This is a genomic window from Nocardioides sp. CCNWLW239 (assembly GCF_037137035.1).
Lineage (GTDB): Bacteria > Actinomycetota > Actinomycetes > Propionibacteriales > Nocardioidaceae > Nocardioides.
Window position 1 is genome coordinate 228,289 of sequence record NZ_JBBBNW010000001.1, and the last position, 15,911, is coordinate 244,199.

A 15,911-nucleotide genomic window follows, 5' to 3' on the forward strand; every position below is an offset into this window, starting at 1 on the left:
CTTGTATCCCCCGAGGGGTATAAATCCCCCGAGGGGTGTCACTGTATCGGGCGCACCCGAACGACCGCAGCCTCGGTGCCCAAGAGGGGGACAGAAGACCCGGTGCGGTATAGGACGCCCGCCCCGCCTCGTCCCCGGTCCCGCCTCGACACCGTCCCGACCGCGTCCCGGACGCGCCGGGCGCTGCCCGTCGCCTTGTCGCCGCCTGCAAAGATGACTCTGTCAGGAGGGGACAATGACAACAGTCGACGACAACCCGATCAACGGGTTGGTGGATCTCGTCGAGGCGAGCAGCGACGAGATGGCCCGCGAGCTGGCCAGCTTCCGGATGCGCTACAAGTTCGCCATCGACGAGGTCTCGACCAAGATCGCGATCCTGCGCGAGGAGTTCGAGCACGCTCACGACCACAGCCCGATCGAGCACGTACGCACCCGACTCAAGTCGCCCGAGAGCCTGCTGGCCAAGGCCCGCAAGATCGGCTGTCCCCTCACCATCGAGGCCCTCGAGCAGCAGATCCGCGACATCGCCGGGATCCGGGTGGTCTGCCCGTTCGTCTCCGACGTCTACTGGATCATGGAGATGCTGGGCAGCCAGTCCGACGTCGACGTGGTCGAGGTCGAGGACTACATCGCCGAGCCCAAGGCCAACGGCTACCGCAGCCTCCACCTGATCATCAAGGTGCCGGTCTATCTCTCCGACCGCGCCGTGGAGGTGCCGGTCGAGCTGCAGATCCGCACCATCGCGATGGACTTCTGGGCCAGCGTCGAGCACTCGATCTACTACAAATACGACGGCACCGTCCCCACCACCCTGCGCGACGAGCTCGGTGCGGCGGCCCGCACGGCGGCCGACCTCGACGCCACCATGGCCCGGCTGCGCAGCGAGGTGCACGGCGCGGTCCGATGAAGGACGTACGCGTACAACCGGGGCCCGGCCTGCCCGACGGGCTCGTGATCCCCGACGCCGAGCTGGTCGAGCGGTTCTCCCGCTCCCCCGGCCCCGGAGGCCAGTCGGTCAACACCACCGACTCCCGGGTCGAGCTGGAGTGGGACCCTGCCTCCTCCGGTGCACTCACCGAGGCTCAGCTCACGCGCATCCTCAGCCGGTCGAACGGCCCGATCGTCGTCGTCTCCCACGAACAGCGCTCCCAGCACCGCAACCGCATCGAGGCCCGCGAGCGCCTCGCCGCGCGGGTCCGCGACCTGCTCGCCCCGCCGCCTCCGACCCGCCGCCCCACCCGACCCACCCGCGGCTCCAAGGAGCGCCGCCTCGACGCGAAGCGCCAGCGCAGCCAGACGAAACAGCTCCGCGGCCGCGTCCAGGACTAGCCGAGACGTCAGGTACGTCGGCCGAAGCGTCAGGTACGTCGGCCGAGCTGGCATCGGTGCGCCATCTCGATTCGCGGGCGTGACGTCTCGGCCGACCTCCGTGACGTCTCGCCCGACGTACTTGCCTTCTCCGCGTCAGGCAGGGTCAGGGTCGGTCGCGAGGCGGGCGTGGGTCTCGGTGTCGTAGCGGACGCCGTCGTAGAGCAGCTTCTGGCGTTCGCGGCCCTCGACGAGGAATCCGGCGGCGGTGGCGACGCGGCACGATCCAGGGTTGTCGAGGCGGTGGCCGGTCTCGAGACGGAAGAGGCCGAGCTCGTCGAAGCAGTACCTCGCCAGGAGCTTCAGCCCGGTGCTCCCGACGCCTCGCCCGCGGTGCTCATCGAGGGTCCAGTAGGAGATCCAGCCGATCTTGTGAACGGGTGACTGCATGGTGACCCGCATCTGACCCAGGACGTCGGGGCCGTCGACGACCGCGAAGGTGTAGGCCCTGCGGGCCGCAGCCTCCTCGGCCCACTCGCGGATCAACCGCGCTGCGTCCTCGACGGCGGCCACCCCGTCCGGCCGCTCGGTCGACATCCCCGACCCGCCGTAGGCAGCGAGCAGGACCTCGGCGTCCGACGTCTCCCACGGTCGAAGCCGAAAGCCCTGATCAGTCACGCCGGACACGATAGGTCACAGGGTCGACTGGACGCCTGCCAACAGCTGGCGGGCCATCACGATCCGCTGGACCTGGTTGGTGCCCTCGTAGATCTGGGTGATCTTGGCATCGCGCATCATCCGCTCGACCGGGTAGTCACGGGTGAAGCCATAGCCACCCAGCAGCTGGACGGCGTCGGTGGTGACCTGCATCGCCACATCGCTCGCGAACGCCTTGGCCGCCGCACCGAAGAACGTCAGGTCCGCATCGCCACGCTCGGAACGACCCGCCGCAGCGTAGGTCAGCTGGCGGGCGGCCTCGATCTTCATGCCCATGTCGGCGACCATGAACTCCAGGCCCTGGAACTCCGCGATCGGCTTGCCGAACTGCTTGCGCTCCTGGATATAGCCCAGCGCATAGTCCAGCGCCCCCTGGGCGACCCCCACAGCCTGGGCCGCGATGGTGATCCGGGTGTGGTCGAGGGTCTGCATCGCGTAGGTGAAGCCCTTGCCCTCCTCACCGATCAGCCGGTCGGCCGGGATGCGTACGTTGTCGAAGTAGACCTCACGCGTCGGGCTGCCCTTGATACCGAGCTTCTTCTCCGGGGCACCGAAGCTGACCCCCTCATCCGACTTCTCCACCACGAACGCGGAGATGCCCTTGGACCGCTTCTCGGGGTCGGTCACGGCGAGCACGGTGTAGTACTCCGAGACACCGGCATTGGTGATCCAGCGCTTCACCCCGTTGAGCACCCAGAAGTCGCCGTCACGGACCGCCCGGGTCTTCTGGTTGGCCGCATCCGAGCCGGCGTCCGGCTCGGAGAGACAGTAGGAGAAGTTCCCCTGGCCGGCAGCCAGCGCACCGAGGTACTTCTTCTTCAGCTCCTCCGACCCGCCGATCTGCACCGGCAGCGAACCGAGCTTGTTCACCGCAGGAATCAGCGAGGCCGACACGTCCGCGCGAGCGATCTCCTCGATCACCAGCACCGTCGCGAGCGCGTCCGCCCCGACACCGCCATACGCCTCCGGCACGTGCGGCGCGAAGAAGTCGGTCTCCACCAGCGCATCGTGCGCCTCCTGCGGATAACGCGCCTCCTCGTCCACCGCGGCCGCAGCCGGGGCAATCTTGGCGTCACAGATCTCGCGGATGGCCTTGCGGATCTCCTGGTGCTCCTCGGAGAGGGCGAACAACGGGTACTCGGCACTCATGTCCCGGAGTCTATGCCTGTTTGCTACTGGCCAGTACGTCGGTGGCCACGGAATCGTCGGAGCGTTGTCGTGGTTGTGTCCGACATGACCGCTGCATGGCTCGACCAGGACACCATCGACACGCTTCTCGACGACTCCGAGACCTGGGCCGTCGTCGGCCTCTCGGGCGACCCCTACCGCACCGCCTACTCGATCGCCCAGGAGCTCCAGCAGCACGGCAAGCGGATCGTCCCGATCCACCCCGGCGCCGCCGCCGAAGGCAAGGATGTGCTCGGCGAGAAGGTCTACGCGACCCTGGCCGACGCCACCGCGGCCGTCGGGAAGATCGACGTCGTCGACGTCTTCCGCCGCTCCGAGGCCGCCGGCCAGTTCGCCGACGAGGCCGTCGCGATCGGCGCCGGGGGCGTCTGGTTCCAGATGGGTGTGGTCGACGAGGCCGCCTTCGAGCGCACCACCGCTGCCGGCGTACCGATGGTCATGGACACCTGCCCCAGCAAGATCTGGTTCGAGCGGCGGCGCGCTCAGGCCTGACCCGGCTCCCCTGGCACCCACCGCACGCCGGGCGGCGTGGCGATCTCACGCTCGCCCGCGCTGACCAGGAGCTGCATGAGGGCCTGTGCCGCACGTGACATCGGCCGCCGGGGGTCATGGATGAGACAGATGTCGCGCTCGACCCCCGGATCCACCAGCGGCCGCATCACGACGTCGGCGAACATCATCATCGGCAGCACCAGGCTGGGCGCGGCGGAGACTCCGAGCCCCGCTGCGACGAGGCCCGCTACCGCGCCGATGTTGCGCGCTTCGGTGAGCGCCCCGGTCCGGGTGCCGGTCTCGGCCAGCACCCGGTCGACATAGCTGCGGATGCTCGAGATCCGTTCGAAGGCGACGAACGGCAGGCCCGCCAGATCCGCCCACCGGAGCTCCTCTTGGGCGGCGAGCGGGTGATCTGACGGCAGCACAGCCGCGAAAGCGTCGACCGCGATGTGGCGTACGGCCAAAGTGGCGGGCACCTGGGTAGCGACCGATACGGCGAGGTCGACCTCGCCACGGACCACGAGGTCGAGGACCTCCTCGGAGAACCCGTCCTTCACCGAGACCGCGACCTCGGGATGTCCGCGACGGAACGCGGCGAGCACAGGCGGCAGCATCGAGCCGGCGAGCGACGGGAGCGCGGCCACGGACACGGAACCCCGGGTGCCCGCCAGGTAGCCCTCGAAGTGGTTGAGCGCGGTGTCGAACTCCCCCACGAGCCGCCGGGCCGTCGCGAGGAACTCCTCTCCCTCCAACGTGGGGCGCACCCGGCGCGTCGTCCGCTCGAAGAGCGGGACGCCGATGCGCTGCTCGACCTCCTGCACCGTACGGCTCAGGGACGACTGCGCGACGTGCAGCTCACGCGCCGCAGGCGTGTACCCACCGGCGTCGGCCACGGCGATCACCACCCGAAGGTGCCGCAGTGTCAGATCGATGCCCACAGCACATCAATCTATCGGGTATTGGTGTTGGACAGGAACAAGTGATCGTCATCACACTCATACCCATGCTCTCCCTCATGGGCTTCGTCACCGTCGCGGTGATCCTCGCCCTCCTCCTGACCAACCGGGTCGCGGCGGTCGTCGCGCTCGCCGGTGTCCCTGTTCTGACGGCGCTCGTCGCCGGCTTCTCCCCCACCGAGATCGGCGAGTTCGTCGCCGGTGGCCTGGGCGGGGTCGTCGGCGTCGTGGCGATGTTCGTCTTCGCGATCGTCTACTTCGGCATCATGCGCGACGCCGGCATGTTCGATCCGATCATCCGTCGCATCGTCGCCTTCGCCGGCAACGCGCCCGTCACGGTCTGCCTGGCCACGACGACCCTCGCCATGGCCGCCCACCTCGACGGCGCCGGCGCGACCACGTTCCTGATCACCATCCCGGCGATGCTGCCGCTCTTCGACCGGCTCGGGATGAGCCGGCTGGTGCTCACGACCTGCGTCGGCCTCGGTGCCGGAGTCATGAACATCGTCCCCTGGGGTGGCCCCACGGCCCGAGCGGCAGCCACCTCCGGCGTACCGGCGAACGACCTGTGGGTCCCGCTGATCCCCGCCCAGCTCGTCGGCATGGTCGCGGTCCTGGTCATCGCCTGGTTCCTCGGCCGGCGCGAGACCAGCCGACTCGCTGCAGCTCCCGCCGGGGTCGCTGTCGGTGCCTCTGCCGACGGACCTGCCCACAGCTCTGCCGGCACCTCCAGCCCCGAGGAGCTCCCAGCCGCCGACGTTCCGCTCGACGGGGTCGGCACCCTCAGCCCCGAGGATCAGGCGCTGCGTCGCCCCCGTCTGTTCTGGGTCAACGTCGCTCTCACGGTGGCGGTCATCGCCGCCCTGGTCAGCGCCGCAGCCACACCCGAGCTGGTCTTCCTGATCGCCGTCGTGGTGGCGCTCCTCATCAACTATCCGGGACTCAAGGATCAGACCGACCGGATCGAGGCGCACGCCAAGGGCGCGATGCTCATGGCGACCACGCTGATCGCCGCCGGCGTCTTCCTGGGCATCCTCGAAGGCAGCGGCATGATCGAGGCGATGGCTGAGACCGCCGCCGGCGCCCTGCCCGACGGGGCGGCCCCCGTGCTCCCCGTCCTGGTGGCCGTGCTGGCCGTGCCGCTCAGTCTGGTGTTCGGCCCCGACCCTTACTACTTCGGCGTGCTCCCCGTCCTGATCAGCGTCGGCGAGATGCACGGCATCGCTGCGGCCGACATCGCCCAGGCCTCGATCCTCGGCGAGGAGACGGTCGGCTTCCCGATCAGTCCGCTCACCGGCTCGTTCTACCTGCTGGTCGGCCTGGCAGGAGTCGACATCGGCAAGCACATCCGGCACCTCATCGGCTGGGCGTGGCTGGTCTCCCTGGTCATGCTCGCCGTTGCACTGATCACCGGCGTCATCCCGGTGTGGGCCGCATGATCCGGCTGGGGGCCGGTGCCGGGTTCGCCGGCGACCGGATCGATCCGGCGGTCGAGCTCGCCCGGGACGGCGAGCTGGACTACCTGGTCTTCGAGTGCCTGGGCGAGCGGACCGTGGCCGCCGGGCAGCTGCGGCGGCTCGCCGACCCCGACGACGGGTACGACCCGCTGTTGGAGGCGCGGATGCGCGCCGTCCTTCCGGTGATCGAGCCCGGGCAGACACGGATCATCACCAACTCCGGCGCCGCCCATCCGCTCGCGGCCGGCCGTCGCGTCGTCGCCGTGGCCGAGGCGCTGGGCCGCCCCACCCGGGTCGCCGTCGTCACGGGCGATGACGCCCTGGCAGCCGTACGCCGCCTCGACCCGATCGTGTGGGAGACCGGCGAACCGCTCTCCCGATGCACGGACGAACTCGTCTCGGCCAACGCCTACCTCGGTGCCGACGGGATCCGGCAGGCGCTCACCGAGGACCCCGACGTCGTCGTCACCGGCCGGGTCGCGGACCCGGCGCTCTACCTCGGACCGCTGCAGCACGAGTACGGCTGGACCGAGCACGACTGGCCGCGGCTGGCCGCCGGCACCGTGGTCGGCCACCTCCTGGAGTGCGCCGGCCAGCTCACCGGCGGCTACTTCGCCGACCCCGGCACCAAGCCGGTGCCGGACCTGGCGCGACTCGGCTTCCCCTTCGCAGACGTACGCCCCGACGGGACAGCGACGCTCGGCAAGCTCGCCGGGAGCGGCGGCCGGCTCGACGTACGCACCGCCACCGAGCAGCTCCTCTACGAGGTCGACCGACCGGAGGCGTACCTCACCCCCGACGTGGTCGCCGACTTCTCCGGCGTCTCGTTCCGGCAGGCGGGCCCGGACCGGGTCGAGGTGGCCGGCGCGAACGGAGCCGCGAGACCGGAGGACCTCAAGGTGACCCTTGGCTTCCGCGGCGGTTGGCTCGGCGAAGGACAGATCTCCTACGCCGGACCGCGTGCGCTGGCACGGGCAGAGCTAGCGGGTGAGATCGTCCGCGAGCGCCTCTCCGCCGTCCACGGCATCGCCCCGGACGCGATCGGCGTCGAGCTCATCGGTGCCGGCGCCGCGTTCCGTGGGCTGGCGCCGGCGAGCGAGCCTCTGGAGGTCCGTCTGCGCGTCACCGCCCGCACCCCGGACGCCGCCCAGGCGCGCATCGTCGGTTGGGAGGTCGAGTCGCTCTACACGAACGGCCCGGCGGGAGGCGGCGGAGCCCGTACCGGTACGCAGCAGACGCTGGTGGTCCGGTCCTGCCTGGTGCCGCGCGATCTGGTCTCCCCGACCGTGACCCTGATGGAGAATCGATGAACGAAGTGACTGTCGACGACCTCGCCGACGTCCGCGCCGGCGACAAGGGCGACACGTTGATCCTCGCGGTGCTGCCGCGGGACGCGGAGGCGTACGTCGTGCTCGAGAGCGCACTCACGCCCGAGGTGGTCGCCGACCACTTCGCCGTCAGCGAGCCCGTGGCGCGCACCGAGCTCCCGCACCTGCCCGCGCTGGTCTTCCGGGTCCCGTCGGTCCTGGCCGGCGGCGTGACCGGCTACTCAGGTCTGGACGGCCACGGCAAGACCCTCGGCTACCACCTGCTGATGCTCCGCCTCGAGAGGAACCGCTGATGCTCCGACCGACGCTCCGACGAGCCTTCGCCGCGGCTGCGGCCACCGCAGCCGCCATCGCCACGCTCCACGGGATCGCTCCGGCCGTCGCGACCGCCTCGCCGGCCGACGCCGCCGACCTCGCCGACCCTGCTGACCAGGCGCCAGACGATCCGTTCTTCGGCTACGCGCGAGCCGCGACGTACGAGGTAGTCCGTGAGGATGTGCGTGTCCCGGTCCGTGACGGGAGCTCGCTGGCCTGCCAGCTCTACCGCCCGGGTACGTCGCCGATCGAGCCGGCGCCGGGCGAGTTCCCGGGGATCGTCTACGAGTTCACCGCGTACGCCTCGAACGCCGCAGCGTTCGGCCAGGGCGCCGCGTACTTCGTGGAGCGGGGCTACAACGCGTTGGTCTGCCAGGTGCGTGGCTCCGGAGCATCGCCCGGTGAGCTGGACCCGTTCAGCCCGCAGGAGCAGCGTGACAACTACGACGTCATCGAGTGGCTGGCCGATCACCCGGGTTCGACCGGCGACATCGGTCAGATGGGGCTCAGCTACGGCGGGCACACGACCCTGCTCGCCGCGGTGAACCGCCCGCCGAGCCTGCGGGCGATCATTCCGATCAACGGGCTGAGCGACTGGTACGAGAACACGATCTATCGCGGCGGAATCCCCAACGCCCAGATCCGGAGCTGGCAGGCGAGCACGGCGCCGGGCACCCTCGTGACGTACCCGCAGCACCCGTCGTACGACGACTTCTGGCGCGGTCGCAGCGTCAAGTCGCGCTGGGACCGGCTCACCGTCCCGACCTTGGAGATCAACGGCTGGTACGACCGGTATCGCGACGGGATGGTCGGCAACTTCCTCGCCCGGCCCGACAACGTCTGGCTCGTCTCCGGCCCGTGGCGGCACGGCTACCCCGAGGGACAGCACGCCGACATCGGCCGCGGCGGCTACCTTGCCTGGTGGGACCGCTGGCTCCGTCACGAGCCGAGCGCTCCGCTGCCCGCGGCGAAGGTCACGTCCTACGAGATCCCCGGACCGGGGGACGGTGAGGGTTGGCAGCAGTACGGCCAGTGGCCGCCCGCAGGGATCGGCGAGGTCAGCCTGGCGCTCAGCGCCGGGGAAGGTCTGCGCCCCGGTGGTGGTCGGCCCGGCACCCGTGAGTTCACCGTCAACACCGAGACCACGCCGCCCGAGGACCACGAGCAGCTGCTCTTCCGGACCCGCCCGGTGGCCCAGGACGTCGTCGTCGCCGGCAGCATCGAGGCGACCATCCGGGCCTCGTTCACCGCCACCGACGGCCATCTCGCCCTCGTGGTCTACGACGAGGCGGCCGACGGAACCCGGACCCGCGTCACCGAAGGCTGGCTCAAGGCCAGCCACCGACGGTCGCACGCCGATCCGCTGCCGGTGCGGCCGGGCCAGGTCTATGACCTCGGCGTGCACGTCTGGCCCACGCACTACCGCCTGGCTGCCGGGCACCGGTTGGTGGTGCGCCTCTCCAGCGACGACTACCCGGAGATCGACTCGGTCGCACTCCCCGGACACGTGTCCGTCGTTGTCGGAGCCCGCGGATCGCGGCTGATCGTGCCGGTTCTCGAGGGCACGCTCGGCTGACCCGGAAACAGCACGAGGTTGTGAAGCTCAGAGTGGTCTATAGGCCACTCTGAGCTTCACAACTCACGATCGGGTGGCGTTGCGGACGACCTCACCCTTGGCGGCGGCCAGCTCGGCCAGGGACTTCTCGTAGGCCACCAGCTTCTGCTGCAGCTCGGGGTCGGCGACGCCGAGGATGCGGGCGGCGAGGATGCCGGCGTTCTTCGCGTTGCCGATGGCAACGGTGGCGACGGGGATCCCGCCGGGCATCTGCACGATCGACATCAGCGAGTCCATGCCGTCGAGGTACTTCAGCGGGACCGGGACGCCGATGACGGGCAGCGGGGTGACCGAGGCGAGCATCCCGGGGAGCGCAGCGGCACCGCCGGCTCCGGCAATGATCACGGAGAGGCCTCGACCGGCGGCCTCGCGGCCGTAGTCGAGCATCTCCTGCGGCATCCGGTGAGCCGACTTCACGTCGGCCTCCCACTCGATCCCGAACTCGTCGAGAAGGTCGGCCGCGGCCTTCATCGTCGGCCAGTCGGAGTCGGATCCCATCACGATGCCTACGCGAGCGCTCATGGGGACAGGCTAGGCCGAACCGGGCCTCCACGACGGACCCGGGGTCGAGGCGATGCCGCAGTCGGCGACTTCTTCTGCGCCGGTGCCGAAATTACCTTTCCGAACCTGTCGGACTTTGCCATCGTTGGCCGATGCTGTCGGCCCTGAGGTTCCGCGCCGGTCAGGCGGTGGTCATCGCACTCCTGTCCGCCCTGGTCACGGCCTGCGCCGCCTTCGCCCCTCTCTACGACCGGGCGATGCAGCAGGCGGCCGTCGCGGTGACCCTCCAGGAGGCGCCGAGCGCGCTGCGCGATCTGCAGATCTACGGTCCGGCCTCGGATTGGTCCCAGCTGCGCAGCACGCCGGACGAGCTGCTCGGCCTCATTCCCGACGCCGACCACCTGTTCCATGAGCCCGTGCGCGGCGTCTCGGCCTCGACCAAGCTCGACCTGGATCTCCACAACCCCATCGTGGGCGAGCTCTGGTGGCGTGCCGGCCAGTGCGAGCACGTCGTCGTGACGGCCGGTTCCTGTCCGACCGAGAGCCGACAGATCATGGTCTCCGAGAACGAGGCACAGACCTACGGGTTGGCCGTCGGCACGACCGTGAAGGCCAAGCCTTCCACGCTCGTGGTCGACCCGACCAGCCAGGAAGCTTTGTTCGTCTACTACCGAATCGTCGGTATCTACCGAGCCTCTGACCCGGTCTGGTGGCAGGGGTTGCAGCTCGACGGACTGGCGGGTGTGGCCACCAGCGAGGTCCCCCGGCACGACGTCTGGTTGACCGACGAGTCGACGTTCGCCTCGCCCACGCCGCTGTTGTCTCAGGAGCGCCCGTGGGTCGGCTACCGGCTGCGAACTGATGCCGTCGGGATCGACGACCTCAGGACCATCGCCACCGACCTGACCCGGCTCAGAGCGATGCTCGAGGATCAGACGAGCGCAGGCTCGATCACGACGGCCGGCGATGACCCGTCCCCGAACGCCTACACCTCGCTGCCGGAGCTCGCCGGGCAGGTGGAGGCACAGATCGAGCAAGGACGGATCACGGTCCCGCTGCTGCTGTGTCAGCTCGGTCTCCTCAGCCTCCTCGTGCTCTGGCTGATGCTGCGCGCGGCCACCGACCAGCGCCGGTCCGAGGTGGTGGTCGCCCGGTTGCGTGGACGCGGGAGTGCGGGCGCCCGGACGCTGCTGATGCGCGAGCTCGTTCCGGCGACACTGCTCGGGGTCGTGCCGGGAGTGGTGATCGCCCTGATCGGCTCGTGGCTGGTGCGCACCTACTTCCTGCCCGGCGATCCGCCGTTCGAGCTCCCCCCGGGTCTCTTGGTCGCGACCCTCGCCGCCGTGGTGGTGCTCGTGCTCGTGACGTACGTCGCCGTCGTCCGGGTCTCCCGCGAACCGCTCGGCATCCTGCTGCACCGGACGACCGGCCATCGTCCCGGATGGCGCCCGGGCATCGGTGACGCGATCGCGATCGCTGTCTCGGGTGCGGGAGTGGTCGCCTTCGCGACCGGCAGCCTGACCGGCACCCTCGCGCTGGCCGCGCCGGCGCTGCTTTCGGTGTTCGTCGGCCTGCTGCTCGGCCAGCTCGTTCCCCCGGCCGCCGCCCGACTGGGCGGCTCGCTCCTCCAACGGGGCCGACTGCGTGCCGGCGTCTCGCTGCTGGACGCCTCGCGGAGCGTCATGACGCGGCGTACGGTCGCTCTGGCCACCGTCGCCGCGGCCCTCGCGGTGTTCTCGGTCTGTGGAGTGGTCGTCGGCGATCGCAACCGCGAACTCGCCGCCGAGCAGATCGCCGGAGCACCAGCGGTGGTCGAATTACAGAGCACCTCTCTCACCACCACCCGGCTGGCGGCCGTCGAGTCGGTGCTCGCGGACCTGGACCCCGAAGGAATGCGGGTGACCCCGGTAGTACGCACCGCCCCGGCCAGCAACGCCATCGCCACACTCGCGGTCGACCCCTTGGCCTTCGGCCGGATCGCGCTCTTCGGCGACGATGCGCCCAGCCAGAAGGCCTGGTCCGCCCTGTCCGCCGGGACCGCCCGGGGACGGATCCCGACCATAGCCACCGGCGAGGCCGCCGACGCCAAGGCCGACGAGATCGAGGTCCACGGTGTCGACGGGGTCCTGCAGGACGCCACGCGGGTTGCCGTGGTCGACCGGATCCCTGGCGACGGCCCCAATCTCACCGTGGTCGACCTGGCCACCGCCACGAAGCTCGCCGAGCCCGACTACGAGTCCAGCATCTCGCTCTGGTTCGCCTCCGAGGACCAGAAGTTCATCGACGAGGTCACCACCGAGCTGGCGGGCAACGGCGTGTACGCGGCCGACACCCGCACCTTGGCCGGCGTTCGCCGCGGCCTCGATTCCTCGATGGCCTCCTGGAGTCTCTGGCTCGGTGGTGTGGTCGGGATCGCCGCGGTGCTCCTCGCGGTGGTCGCGCTGACCGTTCTCACCGTCACCAGCTGGCGGGAACGGGCCGTCGACCTGACCGCCTTGAGAATGGCCGGCGTGGACAGGCGCACCGTGGCTCGGATCCCGACCGACGCCCAGCTGCTGTCGGTACTCGTCGGGGTTCTGGCCGGTGCCGCGTGCGGCGTGATCGGCGCTGCACTGACGCTGCCGGACATCCCGCTGCTTGCCATGACACCTGCGGTCGACGTGACCGATCTGAGCATCCCCTGGCCGGCTGTCGCGACGACCACCGTCGGGTGCCTGGTCGTGCTCTGCGCCGCGGCCGCGCTGCTCGGTCGCTCGGTGGCCGCCAAGGTTCGATACGACCGACTCCGGGAGACCGCATGAGCGAGCGCCAGCGAGCGACCACAGGCTTCAGACCGCCGGTTCCGTATGCTTTCGCCGTCTCGACGGAGGCGGCGGCATGAACGGGTTGGCGATCCGCACCCACGGACTGGTGCACATCTACCACGCCGATGGGCACGACGTGGCCGCTCTCTCGGGCATCGACCTCGATGTCGGAGCCGGCGAGCTGATGGGGCTGCTCGGTCCGTCCGGGTCCGGAAAGTCGACCCTGATGAGCCTGCTCGCGGGCCTGTTCCGGCCCAGCGCCGGCAAGATCTTCGTGGGCGAGCACGAGGTCTCGGCGGCCTCGACGAAGGAGCTCGACCGGCTCCAGGCGACCGAGGTGTCGCTGATCCTGCAGGGCGCCGCACGCAATCTGCTGCCCTACGCGACACCGGCTGACAACGTACGTTTCGCCCAGCACGCCGCGCGGTCGGCCGGGATGGATCTGCCCGACCCGGAGGTCGTGCTCGAGGAGCTCGGCATCCCGGCCGTGGCCGACCACCCGCTCTCCCGGCTCACTCCCGGTGAGCTGCAGCTGGTGGCGATGGCGGTCGCACTCAGCACCCGCCCCGGGCTGGTGCTCGCCGACGAACCGACCAGCCAGCTCGACCATGATGCCCGCGACCGGGTCCTCGAACGACTGGCGACGATCAACCGCGCCCACGGGACCACCGTCGTGCTGGTCACCCACGATCCGCATGTCGCCGCCTTCCTGCCTCGGACCGTCACGATCCGCGACGGCCGGATCGGTGGCGAGGGGCGCAGCGGTGAGGAGTACGCCGTGGTGACGGCCGACGGGTTCCTGCCGCTGCCGCACCACGTACGCGACGACCTACCGCCCGGCACGCTGGTCCGCTTCCACCCGGCCGGCGACCGTTACGAGCTGGTGCCGGAGCAGAGAGGAGTCGAGGATGAGTGACCTGGTCGTCGAGCAGCTGAGCGTGGCGTACGGCGACCTGGTCGCCCTGCGTCCGCTCGACCTGCGCCTGAGCCCGGGGGCTGTGCTTGCCGTCACCGGCCCGTCCGGCGCCGGAAAGTCGTCGTTGTTGTGGTCCCTCGGCGGCGCGGTCACACCGGCCGGAGGCAGCCTCAGCCTGGCCGGGACCCGGCTGGACGGACGGGACACGGCTGCGCGGCTCGGGGTCGCTCTGATCCCACAGGGCAACGGGCTCGCCGGGTCGCTCAATGCGGCCGAGAACATCCTGGTGCCGCTGCTGGCTCTCGGCATCGCGCCCGCCGAGGCGCGTACGCGCACGCAGTCCGCCCTCGAGCTGGTCGGTCTGCAGGAGTCCGGCCGCCACCTCATCGATGAGCTCTCCGGTGGTCAGCAGCAGCGGATCGCCCTCGCCCGCGCGTTCGCGTCGCGAGCAACGGTGATCCTCGCCGACGAGTCCACCAGCGACCTCGACGCCGGCAACCGGGAGCGGATGATCGCCGCCCTCCGGGCTGAGGCCGCGCGTGGCGCGATCGTCGTCCTGGCCACTCACGACCCGGACGCAGCTGCCGAGGCCGATGCGGAGCTCGCCCTCGACGAGGGCGCAGCGACCTGGGTCCGCCCCCTCCCCGGCCGAGGCGTCAGCTAGGTCAGCCGAGGTGGCAGCCACATGCCATGTCGGCCGACGCGGGTGACGCCTCGGACGACGCGGGTGACGCCTCGACGGTCAGTCGGAGTCGTTGCCGAGGTCGCCCTGGAACCAGTCGGCGGCGTGGCGGGCGCGCTCGAGGCAGTCATCGAGGTCGTCGCCGTAGACGTTGACGTGGCCGACCTTGCGGCCCGGGCGCATCTCCTTGCCGTAGAGGTGGACGCGGAGGTGCGGGTCGCGGGCCATGGCGTGGGGGTAGCCGTCGTAGAGACGGCCGACGTTCTCCCGGGTCGAGCCGAGGATGTTGACCATCACTGACCACCTCGCACGGGGCGCCGGCGAGCCGAGCGGCAGGTCCATGACCGCGCGCAGGTGGTTCTCGAACTGCGAGGTGACGGCGCCGTCCTGGGTCCAGTGGCCGGTGTTGTGGGGGCGCATCGCGAGCTCGTTGACGAGCAGCCGGCCGTCGACGGTCTCGAACATCTCGACCGCCAGGATGCCGACGACGCCGAGCTCACCGGCGATACGCAGCGCGATCTGCTCGCCCTGGACGGCGAGCTCGGGCGAGAGGTCGGGAGCCGGAGCGATGACCTCCTTGCAGACGCCGTTCTCCTGGTAGGTGTGCACGACCGGGTACGCAGCAGCCTGACCGCTCGGCGAACGGGCGACGATCGCGGACAACTCACGGCGGAAGTCGACGAGCTCCTCGGCGAGCACCTGGACGCCGGCCTCCTCGGCGACGCGAAGCGGCTCGGCGACGTCGGCGAGGCCGCGTACGACCCACACGCCTTTACCGTCGTAACCGCCGCGAGTGGTCTTGAGCACGCACGGGAACCCGAACTCCTCGACCTCGGCCACGGACGACACGATGGCGTTGCGCGGGCACGGGATGCCGAGCTCGGTCAGCCGGGCTCGCATGACGCCCTTGTCCTGGGCGTGCACCAGAGCGTCAGGCCCGGGGCGTACGGCGACGCCGGCGGCGGAGAGAGCGTGCAGGTGCTCGGTCGGGACGTGCTCGTGGTCGAAGGTGACCACGTCGCATCCCTCGGTGACCTTCTTCAAGGTGTCCAGGTCGCGGTAGTCACCGACCAGCTGGTCGGGGATGACCTGGGCGGCCGACACGCCCTCACCCTCGGCGAGGAGCCGGAGCGGGAGGCCGAGCGCGATTGCAGGCTGAGCCATCATGCGGGCCAGCTGGCCGCCGCCGATGATCGCAAGTGTCGGTGCGAGGGTCACGACGACAGGATAGAGAGATCGCCCTGCCGGGACCGATTTCGCGGATCCCCCTCACGCCATCCGCGAAACCGGGCCCCCGGCAGGCTGGGCGAAGGTCAGGCCTTCTCGAAGCGCAGGCCTTTGCCGCGCAGAGTGGTGATCAGATGGGGCTTCCGGGGGTCGTCGCCCAGCTTGCGACGCACCCATCCCAGGTGAACGTCGATGGTCTTCGACGAGGTGTAGAAGGTCGCGTTCCACACGTCCCTCATCAACTCGTCGCGGGAGACGACGTTGCCAGCCCTCTTGATCAGGGCATGAACCAGGTCGAACTCCTTGCGAGAGAGCGTCAGCTCCTCATCGTTCCGCCATGCTCGCCGGGTCTCGGGGTCGAGCTTGATCTCCTGTACCTCGATCATGAGACCGACATTAGGG

Annotated in this window: 16 protein-coding genes; 10 read left to right on the forward strand and 6 right to left on the reverse strand. The window is 70.2% G+C overall.

Annotation, left to right across the window (positions count from 1 at the left end; genetic code table 11):
- The first annotated feature begins 235 nt into the window (after nucleotides 1–235).
- Both WBG06_RS01110 and arfB read left to right on the forward strand, forming a co-directional pair.
- Nucleotides 236–907 (forward strand): GTP pyrophosphokinase, encoded by a 672-nt coding sequence (locus tag WBG06_RS01110; RefSeq protein ID WP_336734267.1) that lies wholly within the window; start codon nucleotides 236–238, stop codon nucleotides 905–907.
- Complete coding sequence (arfB, locus tag WBG06_RS01115) at nucleotides 904–1,329, forward strand: alternative ribosome rescue aminoacyl-tRNA hydrolase ArfB (RefSeq protein ID WP_336734269.1); 426 nt, start codon at nucleotides 904–906, stop codon at nucleotides 1,327–1,329. The genes WBG06_RS01110 and arfB overlap by 4 nt, the downstream gene beginning before the upstream one ends.
- Nucleotides 1,330–1,464: 135 nt before the next feature.
- Here the strand turns inward: arfB and WBG06_RS01120 are convergent, their stop codons facing one another.
- On the reverse strand, nucleotides 1,465–1,986 hold the full coding sequence (locus WBG06_RS01120) for a GNAT family N-acetyltransferase (protein ID WP_336734271.1): 522 nt from the start codon (nucleotides 1,984–1,986) through the stop codon (nucleotides 1,465–1,467).
- 15 nt (nucleotides 1,987–2,001) lie between these two features.
- Entirely contained in the window at nucleotides 2,002–3,174 is a 1,173-nt protein-coding gene (locus tag WBG06_RS01125; RefSeq protein ID WP_336734273.1) for an acyl-CoA dehydrogenase family protein, read from the reverse strand.
- A gap of 84 nt (nucleotides 3,175–3,258) precedes the next feature.
- Between WBG06_RS01125 and WBG06_RS01130 the strand changes: the two genes are divergently transcribed.
- A complete protein-coding gene (locus WBG06_RS01130; protein WP_336734275.1) occupies nucleotides 3,259–3,705 on the forward strand; it encodes a CoA-binding protein in 447 nt (148 codons plus the stop codon).
- Here the strand turns inward: WBG06_RS01130 and WBG06_RS01135 are convergent.
- Nucleotides 3,696–4,646 (reverse strand): LysR family transcriptional regulator, encoded by a 951-nt coding sequence (locus WBG06_RS01135; RefSeq protein WP_336734277.1) that lies wholly within the window; start codon nucleotides 4,644–4,646, stop codon nucleotides 3,696–3,698. The two genes, WBG06_RS01130 and WBG06_RS01135, sit on opposite strands and share 10 nt — an antisense overlap.
- 41 nt (nucleotides 4,647–4,687) lie before the next feature.
- On the opposite strand from WBG06_RS01135, the gene WBG06_RS01140 reads away from it, so the two are divergent.
- The 4 genes from WBG06_RS01140 to WBG06_RS01155 are packed head-to-tail and all read left to right on the forward strand — an operon-like array spanning nucleotide 4,688 to nucleotide 9,340.
- A complete protein-coding gene (locus WBG06_RS01140) occupies nucleotides 4,688–6,103 on the forward strand; it encodes a CitMHS family transporter (protein ID WP_336734279.1) in 1,416 nt (471 codons plus the stop codon).
- Entirely contained in the window at nucleotides 6,100–7,431 is a 1,332-nt protein-coding gene (locus WBG06_RS01145) for an acyclic terpene utilization AtuA family protein (protein ID WP_336734281.1), read from the forward strand. Before WBG06_RS01140 ends, WBG06_RS01145 begins: the two co-directional genes overlap by 4 nt.
- The gene (locus WBG06_RS01150) at nucleotides 7,428–7,742 is read left to right on the forward strand and encodes an AtuA-related protein (protein WP_336734283.1); all 315 of its coding nucleotides are present in this window, start codon (nucleotides 7,428–7,430) and stop codon (nucleotides 7,740–7,742) included. The genes WBG06_RS01145 and WBG06_RS01150 overlap by 4 nt, the downstream gene beginning before the upstream one ends.
- A complete protein-coding gene (locus tag WBG06_RS01155; RefSeq protein WP_336734285.1) occupies nucleotides 7,742–9,340 on the forward strand; it encodes a CocE/NonD family hydrolase in 1,599 nt (532 codons plus the stop codon). The genes WBG06_RS01150 and WBG06_RS01155 overlap by 1 nt, the downstream gene beginning before the upstream one ends.
- Nucleotides 9,341–9,403: 63 nt before the next feature.
- Here the strand turns inward: WBG06_RS01155 and purE are convergent, their stop codons facing one another.
- Nucleotides 9,404–9,901, reverse strand: a complete 498-nt coding sequence (gene purE / locus WBG06_RS01160; protein WP_336734287.1) for a 5-(carboxyamino)imidazole ribonucleotide mutase — start codon at nucleotides 9,899–9,901, stop codon at nucleotides 9,404–9,406.
- A gap of 131 nt (nucleotides 9,902–10,032) precedes the next feature.
- On the opposite strand from purE, the gene WBG06_RS01165 reads away from it, so the two are divergent.
- The 3 genes from WBG06_RS01165 to WBG06_RS01175 all read left to right on the forward strand — a co-directional run bounded on the left by WBG06_RS01165 (nucleotide 10,033) and on the right by WBG06_RS01175 (nucleotide 14,264).
- A complete protein-coding gene (locus tag WBG06_RS01165) occupies nucleotides 10,033–12,681 on the forward strand; it encodes an FtsX-like permease family protein (protein ID WP_336734289.1) in 2,649 nt (882 codons plus the stop codon).
- 76 nt (nucleotides 12,682–12,757) lie between these two features.
- Entirely contained in the window at nucleotides 12,758–13,600 is an 843-nt protein-coding gene (locus WBG06_RS01170; protein ID WP_336734291.1) for an ABC transporter ATP-binding protein, read from the forward strand.
- Nucleotides 13,593–14,264, forward strand: a complete 672-nt coding sequence (locus WBG06_RS01175; RefSeq protein ID WP_336734293.1) for an ABC transporter ATP-binding protein — start codon at nucleotides 13,593–13,595, stop codon at nucleotides 14,262–14,264. Before WBG06_RS01170 ends, WBG06_RS01175 begins: the two co-directional genes overlap by 8 nt.
- Before the next feature lie 78 nt (nucleotides 14,265–14,342).
- Here the strand turns inward: WBG06_RS01175 and WBG06_RS01180 are convergent, their stop codons facing one another.
- Nucleotides 14,343–15,500, reverse strand: a complete 1,158-nt coding sequence (locus tag WBG06_RS01180) for a 5-(carboxyamino)imidazole ribonucleotide synthase (RefSeq protein ID WP_336734295.1) — start codon at nucleotides 15,498–15,500, stop codon at nucleotides 14,343–14,345.
- A gap of 95 nt (nucleotides 15,501–15,595) precedes the next feature.
- Nucleotides 15,596–15,895 carry a winged helix-turn-helix domain-containing protein gene (locus WBG06_RS01185; protein ID WP_229788189.1) on the reverse strand — a complete coding sequence of 100 codons (300 nt, stop codon included), beginning with the start codon at nucleotides 15,893–15,895 and terminating at the stop codon, nucleotides 15,596–15,598.
- Nucleotides 15,896–15,911: the final 16 nt, after the last annotated feature.